Genomic DNA, 13,278 nt, shown 5'->3' with positions numbered 1-13,278 from the left:
GTGCTTCCCCCACCTCTGAAGGGAACCTTTGGGGGAAGGAACCACCATGCGAGACGTACAGAGCATCATCCAGGCCATCCAGCGCGAGGGAGCGCACTGGCGCGCAAGCCCCAACCCGCTCACGTCGCTCCCGCTGTCCCAGCTCAAGCTGAGGCTGGGTGCCATTCCCGGCCCCAATCAGCCCAGCTTCGAGGAGGCCGAGCGCCAGGGGAAGGCCCGCTACGCCGCATACCGCGCCTCGATGGGCGAGCGAATGGAGGCCTCACGCGGCCCGGTCGCCGTGGACTGGCGCAACCACGACGGGCGCGACTACACGTCCCCCGTGAAGGACCAGAGCTATTGCGGCTCGTGTGTGGCCTTCGGAACACTCGCGGCCGTGGAGGGCACGCTGCGCATCCAGCGCGACGATGCCTACCTCCCCATCCTCTGCTCGGAGGCCCACCTCTTCTACGTCTACGCGCAGCAGGAGGGCTACGGCTGCAACACGGGCTGGTGGGTGGACAGCGCGACCAGCCACCTCGCGGAAGGCGTCACCGACGCGTCGCTCTATCCATACACCCCGGGAGACCAGCCGCCCCAGCTCCCGGAGAACTGGAAGCAGGGCTACACGCTCGCCCATTCGCAGACGACGCAGGACCTCGACCAGATGAAGGCGTGGCTCGCGCGCGACGGGCAGCTCATCGCCTGCTTCGCCGTCTACGACGACTTCTTCAGCTACTCGAGCGGCGTCTACTCGCCCACGAGCACCGCGCAGTACGTCGGCGGCCACTGCATCTGCGTCGTGGGCTACAGCGACACCGAGCGGTGTTGGATATGCAAGAACAGCTGGGGCACCTGGTGGGGCGACCAGGGCTACTTCAAGATTGCCTACGGCGTGTGCGGCATCGACTACATCATGTGGCTGCCCACGGACATCACCCGTCCCAGTGAGCAGGCGGCCTCGCTCACCAGCCGGGGGAAGATGACCAGCGCGCGCCATGACGACGACCGCGTGCGGCTGTGGGCCGTGAATGGGGGCTACGCGTGGAGCTGCGCCAAGTCCACGCCGGCCTCGGACGCCCCGTGGACGCCGTGGACGACGTATTGGTCCCAGCCCGCCTCCACGCTGCCCGGCATCCAGACCGCCCAGGTCGCCGCCGCGAAGCGGGCGGACCAGTACGTGGAGCTCTTCGCGCTGGCGGCCGACGGCACGCTGTGGGGGCTCGTGGAGGGCACGATGGGCGGCGAGGTGCCGCAGTGGAATGCATGGCAGCCGCCCATTCCCGCCCCCTCCGGCGTGAAGCCGGTGGAAATCGCCGTGGGCGCCATCGCGGGCGGGCGCCTCCAGCTCTGGTGCATCGGCTCCAATGGCACGCTCTACAGCCGCTTCCAGCGCGACGAGCCCTCGCTGCCCTGGAGCGACTGGAACGAGTTCCAGCGCATCCCCGACGTGAAGGTCGCGCACCTGACCACCGTCCGGCTGGCCAACGGCGCGCTCCAGCTCTTCGCCATCGACACCCAGGGGAAGCTGCACGGCTGCCACAAGGAGAGCGCCCAGGCGGGAGCGAAGTGGACGCCGTGGAAGGACCTCTCCGGCGTGAAGGACCGGAAGCTGGCATACCTCGCCGCGGCGCCGCTCTCCGACGGCCGCGTGCAGCTCTTCGGCCTCACCACGAAGGGCGAGCTGTACGGCTGCCGGCAGAAGGGCACGGGGCCAGACGCGGGCTGGAATGCCTGGAATGCCTTCCCGCGCCCCGGCTCGGCCTCCATCGAGGGCCTGGCCCTGGCGGTGCTGCCCGACAAGCGGTTGCAGCTCTGGCTGACGAGCCCGACGGGCGGAGGCCACTACACCCTGTGGACGTGCTGGAAGCAGGACACGCAGGCGAATGCGCCGTGGACGCCCTGGGTGAAGCACGCCTTCCCCGTGGGCGTGGAGGCAGGGCGCGAGGTGGCCGAGCAACCCGAGGCCGCCATGCCGCCGTCAGCGTACGTGGAGGAGCGCGTCGAAGCGGCGGATGACGGACGCATCGCCTAGCCACTCGCGCCAGAGCTTGAGCCGCAGCCGGGTGGTACCGGGAGCCTTCGCTTGGAAAGTCAGCGTGGCCTTCCCGGTACCGCCCACGGCCATGGCCGGTTGCGTGCGCGTACCGACGGAGGACAGTACCGACTCGTCGAGCGACTCCACCTTCCACCGGTAGCCGGTGGGACCCGGGTCGGGCAGCTCGAGCGATACCGACTGCCCCACCGAGAGGTCCACGGTGCGCCCGGAGTCCGCTTCCTTCATGAGGACATCTGTCGTCTGGCTCATGAAGGAACGTTAGCCACGCGCGGGCCGCGCGGCCCTCAGCGGCGGCGCCGCGTGGGAGCCTTGGGCCGGCGCAGGTCCTCCTCCTTCGTCGGCAGGTTCGGGCCCGACGCGAGGTCGAACTCGTAGGTGGCGCCGAGCAGCACGCGGAATTGGTAGATCTCACTCAGCTCCGGCGTCACCGCCACGCCCGCGACGGCCTCCAGCACCAGTCCGGGCCAGGCCTCGTGGCGCAGCACGGGGATGATTTCCACCTGCGTGGCGTTGTCCCGCCACACCGGCGTAATCACGTCCTCGAAGTAGATGCGGCTGACCACCTCGAGCCCCAGCATGGTGAACTTGTCGAGGTTGTACGTGCCGGCCAGCGACACCTGCACCGCGTCCGGGACGTCGAAGTCGGGCAGCTCGTCCCTGTCGCGCGTGCCCTGGTGGAAGTAGCCGCCGTTGAGCATGAAGCGCAGGTCCTTCGTCGCGCGGAGCTCGGCGATGAAGGTGCCCTCGTAGTCCCACGTGCCGTCGGACAGGCTGGGGATGATGCCGTCCTCGTCGCTCGGGCCGGTGGGCAGCGTGACGCGCCCGTAGGCCCCCAGCGCCAGCTTCGACGTCTCCAGGAACGTCCACTGCAGGCCGATGGGGATGTCACCGAAGGCCAGCTCGAACTCGTCCTCTCCGGGCAGGCCCAGCGCGAGCACCTCCAGGAAGAGGTTGGCCTCCAGGCCGTCGACGATGCCGAAGCGCAGGCTCGGCGAGAGCTGCTGGTAGGGCTGCGACTCGTCGAAGTCGAGCGCGAAGAAGCCCTGGTAGCGCAGGCCCAGCTCCAGGTTGCCGGGCCGGGTGGTGACCGCGGTGCGCGTCACCATGGCGCGGTAGGGCCGCGCCTGCGCGCGGGGAGCCACGAGACACACGGCGGCGAGAACGAAGACGAGCAGTCGGGTGTGCATGGCGCCGGACGCTACCGTGCGTCACGTGGCGGCACAGCGTGCGGCCGCCATCAAAACGACCGCACGCTTCACTTCTTCGACACCGGTGAAAACGCGCCTGCCCTCGCGACGGGCCCGCGTCAGTTCCGCGTGTGCACCGTCACGTGCGCGGAGAGGCCAGCGCGCAGGGCGAGCCCCTCGGGCGGGTGGCTCCACGCGATGCGCACGGGCACGCGCTGCACCACCTTCACGAAGTTGCCCGAGGCGTTGTCCGGCGGCAGCAGCGAGAAGCGCGCGCCGGTGCCACCCGACAGGCTCTCCACCCGGCCCTCCAGCGTCTTGCCGGAGAAGGCATCCACCTCCACCTCCACCACCTGCCCGGGCTTCATGTTGCCCACCTGTGTCTCCTTGAAGTTGGCCACCACATACGTCTGGGTGGGCACCAGCTCCGCCACCAACTGGCCGGCGCCGAGGAACTGCCCCTCGTGCACGGAGAGGCGGGACACCTGCCCATCCGAGGGCGCGACGACGCGCGTGTAGTCCAGCCGCAGCTTCGCCTGCTCCAGCGCCGCCTCGGCCGCCTTCACCCGCGCGTGGGCGAGCGCCGAGCTGGCGCGCGCGGCGGCAATCTTCGAGTCGATGGGCGCGCTCTGGTCGAGCTGGCCCTGCGCCTCGGCCACCTTGCCCTGCGCCATGCGCCGGCTCTCCTCCGCGGCGGTGAGCTGGGCGCGCGCGCCCTCCACCGCGGCCTGCGCGGTGTCGTAGCCCGCCTGGGCGTCATCCAGCGCCTGCTGCGGCAGCACGTTCTGCTCGCGCAGCGTTTTCGCGCGCTGCAAATCCAGCTCCGCCTTGCGCGCCTGGGCCTCCGCGCGCGAGAGGGCCGCGCGGGCCGCGGCCACCTGGGCCTCGGCGTTGCCCGCGGCGGCGGCGCTGGTGGACACCTGGGCGCGCGCCGTGGAGAAGCCGCCCTTGGCACCGGCCTCCGTCACCGCCACCTGCGCATCCGCCGCGGCCACCTGGGCCGTCGCGGACTCCAGCTCTGCCTCGGCCTGCTTCACCTGCGCGGCGTACTCACGCGAGTCAATCTCCAGGAGCAGGTCGCCCTTGTGCACCACCGCGTTGTCCGGCACCGCCACGCGCAGCACGGGGCCGGCCACGCGGATGGACATCGGCACCACGTCCGCCTCCACCTGCGCGTCGTCGGTGTCCTCCTGGCCGGCGGTGAGGAGCTTGTAGCCGCCGATGGCGAGCAGCACCGCCACCACCACGCCGGCCAGGATGAGGTAGGCGCGCTTGCCGCTCTTGCGAGGAGCCTGGGTGGCCGCGGCCGCCCGCTCCGGAGTCACGAGTTGAGGAGCCGTAGTTGGAGTCGACATTTCAAATCTCCACGTCGATGTGCGGCGTCTCTCCGGACGCCGGGCCACGCTTCGGGGCCTTGAGAAGGAAGACGAGGGGCAGCACCACCACGAAGAGGAGCGCGGCCAGCACGAAGAGCTTGTCGAAGGCGAGCACCGCGGCCTGCCGCGCCACCGTGCCGGACATCATGCGCAGCGCCAGGGCCTGGCTGCTCACCGGGTCCATGCCCGCGCCGGCCAGCCCCTTCTGCATCGCCGCCATCCGGGTCGCCACCTCCAGCCGGTCCGGCGTGAGGTGCGCGGCGACGGAGGCCGTGGTGTGCACGGTGAAGCGGGACAGCAGCGTCGCGAAGATGGCGAGCCCGATGGAGCCACCCACCTGCCGCAAGAGCGAGTTGAGGCCGGTGGCGTCCGTCATCCGCTCGCGCGGCACCTTGGACAGGGCCACCGTCGACAGCGGCACGAAGAGCAGGCTGAAGCCGATGCCCTGGAGCGCAATCGCGCCGATGATGTTCTCCGTGCCCGTCTGCAGTGAGAAGTGGCTCATCTGGAACGCGCCCAGGCCCGTGACGACCACGCCCACGAGGATGAGCGCCTGCGGCGGCACCTTCCGGTAGAGGCGCCCCACAATCGGCATCATCACCATCATCACCAGCGTGCGCGGCATCAGCGCCAGGCCCGACTGGGTGGCGGTGAAGCCCAGCAGCTCCTGCATGAACAGCGGCAGCAGGAACATGCTCGCCATGAGGATGGAGAACATCAGTGCGTTGAACACCGTGCCGGAGGCGAAGACGGGGTCCTTGAAGAGCCGCAGGTTGACGGCGGGCACCTCGGCCGTCAGCTCGCGGATGATGAAGGCGGCCAGGCACGTGAAGGACACCAGGGCGCACGCGGAGATGAGCGTGGACTCGAACCAGTCGTGGGCCTGCCCCTCCTCCAGGAGGAACTGGAGCGACGCGAGGCCCGCGCACAGAAGGATGATGCCGGCCCAGTCCATGTGCTTGCGCTGGCGCTCGGCCTCCGCTCGCGCGAAGGCCCGCAGCGACTCGTCCTCCTGGACGTAGCGGGCCACCATGAAGAAGCCGAGGATGCCCACCGGCACGTTGATGAAGAAAATCCAGGACCAGTGCAGGTTGTCGACGATGACGCCGCCCAGCGTGGGGCCGATGGCCGGGCCCACCATGACGGCCATGGCGAACAGCGCCATCGCCGTGCCCTGCTCCTCGGGCGGGAAGGTCTGCCGGAGGATGGCCTGCTCGGTGGGCTGGAGCGCTCCGGCTCCAAGTCCCTGGATGAAGCGGAAGAAGACGAGCGACGGCAGGTTCCACGCGAGCCCGCACAGGAACGAGCCCGCCACGAAGAGCAGCAGGCACCCCAGGTACACGCGCTTCTGACCGAAGAGGCGGCCGAGGAAGCCCGTCAGCGGCATCACCATCACCGTGGCGATGACGAAGCCCGTCGTCGTCCAGGTGATTTCCTGCACCGTGGCGCCCACCGCGCCGCGGAGCTGCGGCATGGCCACGTTGACGATGGACGAGTCGATGGCGCCCATCAGCGTGCCGAACGTCACCGACAGCGTGACGAGCCACTTGTTGGACACCTGCTTCGGGGCCGCGGGGGCCAACGGTGGGTTCATTGCGATGGACGTAGCCATGTCCGTCAGGCCTCCACGCCTCTCAGGAAGACGCGGGCTGCTTCCTCCAGGCTCTGCTCCACGCGCTCCACGCCGTGGCCGCGTCCCAGCTCGCGGTGGAAGACGGCGGTGGCCATGCCCGACAGCAGCGTGGCGAAGAGCTCATGTCCCTCGGAGCGCAGCTCGCCGGACTTCACGCCCCGGGCGACGAGCGTCTCCAGCCGCTGGTGCAGCTCCGCCCGCGAGCCGCCCTGCTGGGCCTTGCGGTTCATCAGCTCCTCGGACTGGATGAGCACGCGCAGGAAGGCGCCGTGCTCGGCGACGTGGTGGGCCAGCGTGGACAGGAAGGTGCGGAGCTGCTCGCGGAAGGGGCGCCCCTCCGAGGCGGCGAGCGCGGCGTCCATGCGCTTCAGCAGCGCCTCGCGGCGGCGCTTCATCAGCGCGTCCAGCAGCGCGGCCCGGTCATCGAAGTGGTTGTAGAGCGTGCCCACGGACACGCCCGCCCGCTCGGCGATGGTCTCCATGCGCGCCGCCGCCAGCCCCTGCTCCCCGAACACCTCCGCCGCGGCCACCAGGATGGCGTCGGCGGTGGCCTCCTTCAGCCGGGAGCGGAGATTCTGAGCCGGCTTTCTATTTTTTGAATCTCGATTCAGCATCTGAATCCTATTTACAACACGGAGCGGCCGAGTCAATCCGACGGGGTGGGACATGTCGGTGCCGGGGCCGGGCGGTCGCCTGGAGTCCAGGCAGCCGACCAGGGCCCCGGACGGCATCTGCGTCCAAGCGCGCTAAGACTCCGATTCCAGGGAGTGACAGCGCGGGGCCATCACCGCCGCTCGCCACCGCGCGCGGCGCGAGTGATGCAGTCGCGCAGCCACGCATGCGCGGCATCTCCATCATGACGGGGGTGCCATGCGAAGCGGATGGACAGCGGCTCCAAGGGAAACGGGAGTGACAGCACCTCGAGCGGCAGCGTCCGGGCAACCCGCTCCGCGAGCCGCTGGGGCACCACGCCGAGCAAATCACTCTCCGCGACGAGCCACGCCCCCGCCAGATGGGTGGATACGACGCGGGTGACGGTGCGCTTCAGCCCCTCCCCGGCGAGCACCTGGTCGATGCGCCCCGTCAGCTTCCCACGCCGGGAGACACCCACGTGCTCGACGCTCGCGAGCCGCTTCGCCGTCAGCCGTCCCCGCGCCAGGGGGTGCCCCTTCCGGACGATGGCGACCATCGGGTCCTCGTAGAGCCTGCGCGTGCGCAGCTCGGGCCCCAGCTCACCCTGTACGCCGATGTCCAAATCAAGCTCGCCCGCGCGGAGCGACTCCACGTCCTCCGCGCCCTCCGGAACCATCACCAGCCGGACGCGCGGCGCCTCGGCGCGGATGAGCGCATCCATCACCGGCCCGATTGTCGCCACGAGATAGTCATTCGTCCGAATCGTGAAGGTGCGCTCCAGCGTCGCCAGGTTGAGCGGCGCGTCCGGTGACAGCAGCGCGCGCGTCTCCGCGGCGGCGAGCCGGACGCGCTCGCGAATGGCCAGCGCCCGTGGCGTGGGGACGAGGCGGCGCCCGGCACGCACCAGCACCGGGTCCCCCATGGCCTCGCGGATGCGCGCGAGCGTGCGGCTCATCGCGGGCGGGCTCAGATGCATGCGCCGCGCGGCGCCCAGCACGCTGCCTTCATGGAGGAGCGCGTCGAGCGCGAGGAGAAGGTTCGCATCCACGGGAGAGTGCATGGGATGCACTCATACCATTCCATCATTGCACTGGAGAGCAGCCCTCCCCGGCGGCACCTTGTGCGCCATGAACGACACTCCTGGCATTTCATCCATCCCCGCCGCGACGTCGCGGCCATCCTCCCCCGTCGCACGGCTGCTTCCGCTGTGCGCAATCGTCTTCCTCGGCTTCTCCAGCATCGGCGTGCCGCTGCCCGCGCTGCCGGGGCTCGTCCATGACGGCCTCGGGTTCGACGCGCTCGTCGTGGCGCTCGTCATCGCCGCCCAGTCCGTCGCGACACTCGTCACCCGGCACACCGGCGGCACGCTGGCCGACCGTCGGGGCCCCGGAGCCGGTGTGCGCCTGGGCCTCGCGCTGAGCGCGCTGGCGGGCCTCGGCTACGTGGGGGCCTCGCTCGTCCAGTCCACGCCGGCCACCAGCCTCGCGCTGCTCGTCCTCTCCCGCGTCGTGCTCGGAGCCGGGGAGAGCTTCCTCATCACCGGCGTGCTCTCGTGGGGCGTCGGGCTCGTCGGCCGTCAAAGCGCGGGGCTCGTCATGGCGTGGACTGGCATCGCCATGTACGGAGCGCTCGCGGTGGGAGCCCCGGTGGGCGCCGCGCTCGCGGAGCGGTATGGCTTCCTCGGCGTCTCGCTCGCCGCGGCGGTGGCGCCGCTGCTCGGCCTCGGCGTGGCCCCGCTGCTGCCCGGCGTGGCACCGACGGGGGGCACCCGCATGGGATTCCACCGCGTGGCCGCGCTCATCTGGCGTCCGGGACTCGCGCTGTCCCTCTCGGCGCTCGGCTTCGGTGCGCTCGCCGCCTTCGGCACGCTGTACTTCCACGCGAAGGGCTGGGCCCACGCCTCGCTGGCGCTCACCGCCTTCGGCGCCGCGTACATCCTCGCGCGGCTCCTGTTCGGCGGCCTGCCCGACCGGCTCGGTGGACGGCGCGTGGCGCTCGTGTCCCTCGCCGTCGAAATCGCCGGGCAACTGCTGCTGTGGCTCGCGCCCTCGCCGCTCGTCGCCATGCTCGGCGCGGCGCTCACCGGCTTCGGCTTCTCGCTGGTGTTCCCCTCTCTCGGCGTCGAGGCCGTGCGCCTCGTCCCTCCGGAGAACCGGGGCGTGGCGATGGGTGGCTACGTCGCCTTCTTCGACATCTCGCTGGGGCTCCTCGTGCCCCTGTCGGGTGGCGTGGTGCGCGCCATCGGCTACCCCAGCGCGTACCTGCTGGGCGCGCTCGCGAGCACCACGGGCGTCCTGCTGGCATGGGGACTGCGCGCCCGTCCGCGGCCGTGAGCGGGAATCACTCGCTCCGGCTGCGCAGCAGGCTCTCCAGGCTCAGGTCCAGCGACTGGGCCAGGCCGAGCACGCTCTCCACCTGTGACGCGCTCAGCTTCAAATGAGCGCCGAGCGCGCCGCGGGTGCGTTCGAGCACGTCCTCGCGGGCCCGGGCGAGCCAGCGTGAAATCGTCGAGGCATTCACCCGGTGCATGATGGCCAGCCTGTCCAGCTTGAGGCCATCCGCGTAGTACATCCGCAGCAGGTTGCGCTCGCGGGGCGACAGCGATGCCATGGCCTCGCGCAGCGCCGAGCGGAGCAGCTCCGCGTGGCGCTCGCGCATGAGCCGCGACTCCGGGTCCAACGCCGGGTCCATGGCCTCCAGCAGGGAGCTCTCGTCGACCTGCACCTCACGGCGCACGCCCCGGTGGAGGCTGATGCCCGTCCTCAGCGCGGCGACGCGCAGCCAGGCGGCCAGCGGCCCCAGCCCCGTGTACGAGGCGAGCTTCGGCGCCTCCTCCTCGCCCACGAGCAGCTTGTCGCCGAGCACCGACTTCACCTCGTCCGCGAACTCGGGCGAGGTCCCGAGCCCCCGCAGCGCCGCGCGCACCTCCACGTCCAGCCGCGCGTCCAGCGCCTTCAGCGCCAGGGCATGGCCGGACAGACACGCGAAGGCCAGCCAGAGGTCGGCCACCTCGACGCTAGAGAGCGCCTCGTCAATGTCTCCTTCTTGTGACAACCGCTCCGCCATGTGGCCCACGAAGGCCACCTCGTCCGCCGCGACGTCCGGGAAGCGGAGCCGCGCCTCGTCGATTCGCGCGCGCAGGCGCTGTTCCAGCGCCTCGGCGTCACCGAGTTTCGATGCGGCCTGAGGCGGGAGCCGCCCGCGAAAGGCATGGGAGAGGGGGCCGGGGGGTGGCACGCCGCCATGATACACGCGGCCCGCGGCGGCACTGAAACCCCAGGCGCCTCACGGCGTCCGCGACGCCCCCCTGCCCTCCGCGCGCGCTCGCTCGAGATACCGCCGCGCCCGGGTGAGAGCCTCGCGGTTGTCGACCGTCTCCTGCTGTTTCACCGCGCGCTCCAGCGCCGGCAGGGCCAGGTCGAAGCGCTTGAGATGCACCGCCACCATCCCGAGGTCAGTGAGGGCGACGGCCAGGTTGGCACGCTCCGGGCCCAGCTTCTCGCTGATGGCGAGCGCCCGCTCGGCCAGCGGAAGTGCCTCGGCGTAGCGGCGGAGCACGACGAGAGCCTCGATGACATTCGAGAGGGCGACGGCGGCGTCGTAGGAGTCCTGCCCCATCCGCTTCTCGAGCAGGGGAAGCGCCTTGCGGTGCAACGCGAGCGCCTCTGCGGGGCGCCCCAGCTTCAGGAGGACCACACCGAGGTTGTCGAGGTCCTCCCCCACCATCTCGGTGTCGGGCCCCAGGGACTTGATGCGGAGGGCGATGGCGCGTTCGAGCGTGGCGCGAGCGGCGGCGTATTGCTTGTCCCGGAGCTGCGCCTTCCCGAGCGAGCTGAGGACCATGGCGATATTCGGATGCCCGGGGCCGAGCGCCTTCTCGAAGATGGCCCGTGCCCGTTCCAGCGTGGCGAACGCCTCGGCGTGCCGCCCCGCGCTGGACAGCGAGCGGCCCAGTGCCAACAGCGACAACGCGACGGAGGGGTGCTCGGGGCCATGGAGCTTCACCGCGAGGTCCCTCCCACGCTCGTTGAGCTGGACTGCACGGGCATGGTCTCTCCGCCCGCTCGCCAGGGTGCCCATCATCGCCAGGAGCCTGGGAATCAGTGGGTGCTCCCCGAGTCCGGCCCCGTCCAGGATGTCGAGCGCGCGCCGGTAGCACGCCTCTGCCTCCTCCTGCTGGTCCATCGTGTGGAGCAGGATCCCCAGGTTGAACAGCGTCATGGCCACCGTCGGGTGGCGGGGCCCGAAGGCCTTCTCCTGGATGGCGAGCGCCTTGCGCTGGCTCTCCCGGGCCTCGTCGAGGCGGGAGAGGCTGCCGTACACGGTGGCCAGCTCGCTGAGGCTCAGGGCGAGGTCGGGATGGTCCTCGGGCAGCAGCCGCTGCCGTATCGCGAGCGACTCCCGCGCGTCCTTCAGCGCCCCCGCGTAGTCCCCCTTCGCCCACAGCACGCTGCCGCGCGTGGCCAGCAGCCGGGCCATGTCCACGTCCGCGTTGCCCAGGCGGACGATGGCTGCGTGCGCGTGCTGTCCGAGCGTCAGCGCCTCGTCGAAGCGCTGCTCGCGCCGGCCGACGATGTGCACGAGCGAAGTCCACGCCCGCGCCGCGGTGACGTCGTCGCGGCCCGCCTCCGCCGCGAGCAGCGCCTCGCGCAGCGTCTTCTCCGCGGCCTTCGAGTTGCCGAGCTGCGTCTCGGCCTCGCCCTGCAGCAGCGCGAGCTGCGCCTCCAGCGGCTGGTAGCCGGTGGTCCGCGCCTCCTCGCGCGCGGTGCGCACCACGTCGAGCCCCTGCTGGTACTTGCCGTTGCGCAGGAGTGCCTGGGCCTCCGCCGCCTTCACGCCGAGCGCCTCCACCTTCCCGCGCACCGCCGGGTCCGTCGGCGGAGGCACCCGGGCCGTCAGCGCACGCAGGTCCGCGCAATGTGAGAGCGGCGGGAGCGCGCGCGCCGCCTCCACGGCGTGCTCCACCACGTCGCGGTCGGCGCGCGTGAAGAACGTCCCCAGCGCGCGCACCGCTTCGAGCCGTTCATCGAGGCACATCATCCGCAGCGCCTGGTGCTCCTCGAGCTGCTCCTTGCGCACCTGCGTCGCCTCGCACGCGTCCCTGCGTGCATCGACCCACTCCCGCGTGTACGCGTCGAGCAGGGCCGTGCTCGCCCGCGCGGCGTCCTCCGCGTAGGGGACTCCGGTGGCGCGGAACGCGGCGAGCATCGCCTGCCTGCGCGCATCGTCCCAGACGCCCGCGAGCTTCCGCTCCCCACCCGCGCACACCTGACTGGGCCCCGCGCCCAGCAGGTAGGCCCCGAGCGAGCCCAGCGCGAGCAGCACGAGACCTCCGGCGACGGCCAGCGCCCGGCGCCGCGAAGAAACCTCCTTCGGAGCGAGCACCGAGAGCAGCGCGTCCATCGAGGGGAAACGCGCCTCGGGCCGGGGTTGCAGCGCGCGCAGCAGGGCGCTCCGGACACGCTCCGGCACCTCGCCATTCGATGGGAGCTCCGCCGGCCCGCGCTCCTTGCTCGCCGCCAGCTCGTCGAGCGTCCGTCCCTCGTGGGCCCCGCGCCCGTAGAGCGCCTCGTGCAGCGCGACGGCGAAGCTGAACTGGTCCGCCAGCGGGCCGGCCCGCTCCGCGCGGTGCTGCTCCGGCGCCATGTACAGCGGCGTCCCGAGCAGCCCTCGCGTCCGGGTGTCCTTCGCGGACGTCGCCTCGTCCCGCGGGATGCCTTCCCCGACCTCCTCTCCCGTCCAGCCGGCGAGGCCGAAGTCGGTGACGCGCACGCGGCCGTCCGCGCCGACCATGACGTTGGCGGGCTTGAAGTCGCGGTGGACGAGCCCGGCCGCATGGGCCGCCGCGAGCCCCCGGCCCGCCTGGATGAAGCGCTCCAGGATGGCGCTGGCCGGATGCGGGCCCGCGTCGAGCCAGGCGGAGAGCGGCTGCCCGTCGACGTACTCCATGGCGATGAACACCTGACCGTCATGGCTGCCGACGTCGTAGATGGTCACCACGTTGGGGTGGGACAGCCGCGCGGCGATGCGCGCCTCACGCAGCAGCCGCGCCGACGCGAGGTCCAGGCCGATGCGCTCGGCCAACTCTCCGCGCAACACCTTGAGCGCCACCTTCCGGTCCAGCGCGGAGTCATGCGCGGCATAGACGACGCCCATGCCACCCCGGCCGAGCACGTCGAGCAGCGTGTAGCGGCCGAAGCGGACATCACGCTCGGGCGGAGCGGATGGTGGCGGCGAAGCGGGGTTGCTCGCGTCACCTTCACCATCGAGCGACGCGCTCGCGGCGGCCACCACCAGGGCGCGGCACGCCTCGCAGGCATCGATGTGCGCATCGAGCGCCTCCGCCTCGGCGGCGGGAAGGCGGCCCTCGACGAAGGCAACGATGGTGTTCTCTCCAGGGTGCTTCATCGA

Annotated in this window: 10 protein-coding genes; 2 read left to right on the top strand and 8 right to left on the bottom strand. The window is 71.2% G+C overall.

Annotation, left to right across the window (positions count from 1 at the left end):
• Positions 1-46 precede the first annotated feature (46 nt).
• Complete coding sequence (locus ACVTJA_RS14695) at positions 47-2,014, top strand: C1 family peptidase (RefSeq protein ID WP_465836994.1); 1,968 nt, start codon at positions 47-49, stop codon at positions 2,012-2,014.
• Here the strand turns inward: ACVTJA_RS14695 and ACVTJA_RS14690 are convergent.
• The 6 genes from ACVTJA_RS14690 to ACVTJA_RS14665 all read right to left on the bottom strand — a co-directional run bounded on the left by ACVTJA_RS14690 (position 1,961) and on the right by ACVTJA_RS14665 (position 7,927).
• Positions 1,961-2,287 (bottom strand): protease inhibitor I42 family protein, encoded by a 327-nt coding sequence (locus ACVTJA_RS14690; protein ID WP_465836993.1) that lies wholly within the window; start codon positions 2,285-2,287, stop codon positions 1,961-1,963. The two genes, ACVTJA_RS14695 and ACVTJA_RS14690, sit on opposite strands and share 54 nt — an antisense overlap.
• Before the next feature lie 35 nt (positions 2,288-2,322).
• A complete protein-coding gene (locus ACVTJA_RS14685; RefSeq protein WP_465836992.1) occupies positions 2,323-3,225 on the bottom strand; it encodes a transporter in 903 nt (300 codons plus the stop codon).
• 119 nt (positions 3,226-3,344) lie between these two features.
• A complete protein-coding gene (locus tag ACVTJA_RS14680; RefSeq protein ID WP_465836991.1) occupies positions 3,345-4,580 on the bottom strand; it encodes an HlyD family secretion protein in 1,236 nt (411 codons plus the stop codon).
• Position 4,581: 1 nt separating this feature from the next.
• Entirely contained in the window at positions 4,582-6,213 is a 1,632-nt protein-coding gene (locus ACVTJA_RS14675) for a DHA2 family efflux MFS transporter permease subunit (RefSeq protein ID WP_465836990.1), read from the bottom strand.
• 5 nt (positions 6,214-6,218) lie between these two features.
• On the bottom strand, positions 6,219-6,848 hold the full coding sequence (locus ACVTJA_RS14670; protein WP_465836989.1) for a TetR/AcrR family transcriptional regulator: 630 nt from the start codon (positions 6,846-6,848) through the stop codon (positions 6,219-6,221).
• A gap of 170 nt (positions 6,849-7,018) precedes the next feature.
• Positions 7,019-7,927 carry a LysR family transcriptional regulator gene (locus ACVTJA_RS14665; RefSeq protein WP_465836988.1) on the bottom strand — a complete coding sequence of 303 codons (909 nt, stop codon included), beginning with the start codon at positions 7,925-7,927 and terminating at the stop codon, positions 7,019-7,021.
• Positions 7,928-7,994: 67 nt separating this feature from the next.
• Between ACVTJA_RS14665 and ACVTJA_RS14660 the strand changes: the two genes are divergently transcribed.
• On the top strand, positions 7,995-9,200 hold the full coding sequence (locus tag ACVTJA_RS14660) for an MFS transporter (RefSeq protein ID WP_465836987.1): 1,206 nt from the start codon (positions 7,995-7,997) through the stop codon (positions 9,198-9,200).
• A gap of 7 nt (positions 9,201-9,207) precedes the next feature.
• Here ACVTJA_RS14660 and ACVTJA_RS14655 read toward each other — a convergent pair whose 3' ends face one another.
• On the bottom strand, positions 9,208-10,104 hold the full coding sequence (locus ACVTJA_RS14655; protein ID WP_465836986.1) for a sigma-70 family RNA polymerase sigma factor: 897 nt from the start codon (positions 10,102-10,104) through the stop codon (positions 9,208-9,210).
• Between the two features lie 48 nt (positions 10,105-10,152).
• Positions 10,153-13,275: a tetratricopeptide repeat protein gene (locus ACVTJA_RS14650; protein WP_465836985.1), complete on the bottom strand. Its 3,123-nt coding sequence runs from the start codon at positions 13,273-13,275 to the stop codon at positions 10,153-10,155.
• Positions 13,276-13,278: the final 3 nt, after the last annotated feature.

Source organism: Pyxidicoccus sp. M6, from assembly GCF_055568925.1.
This window is presented reverse-complemented; position numbering and strand designations above follow the sequence as displayed.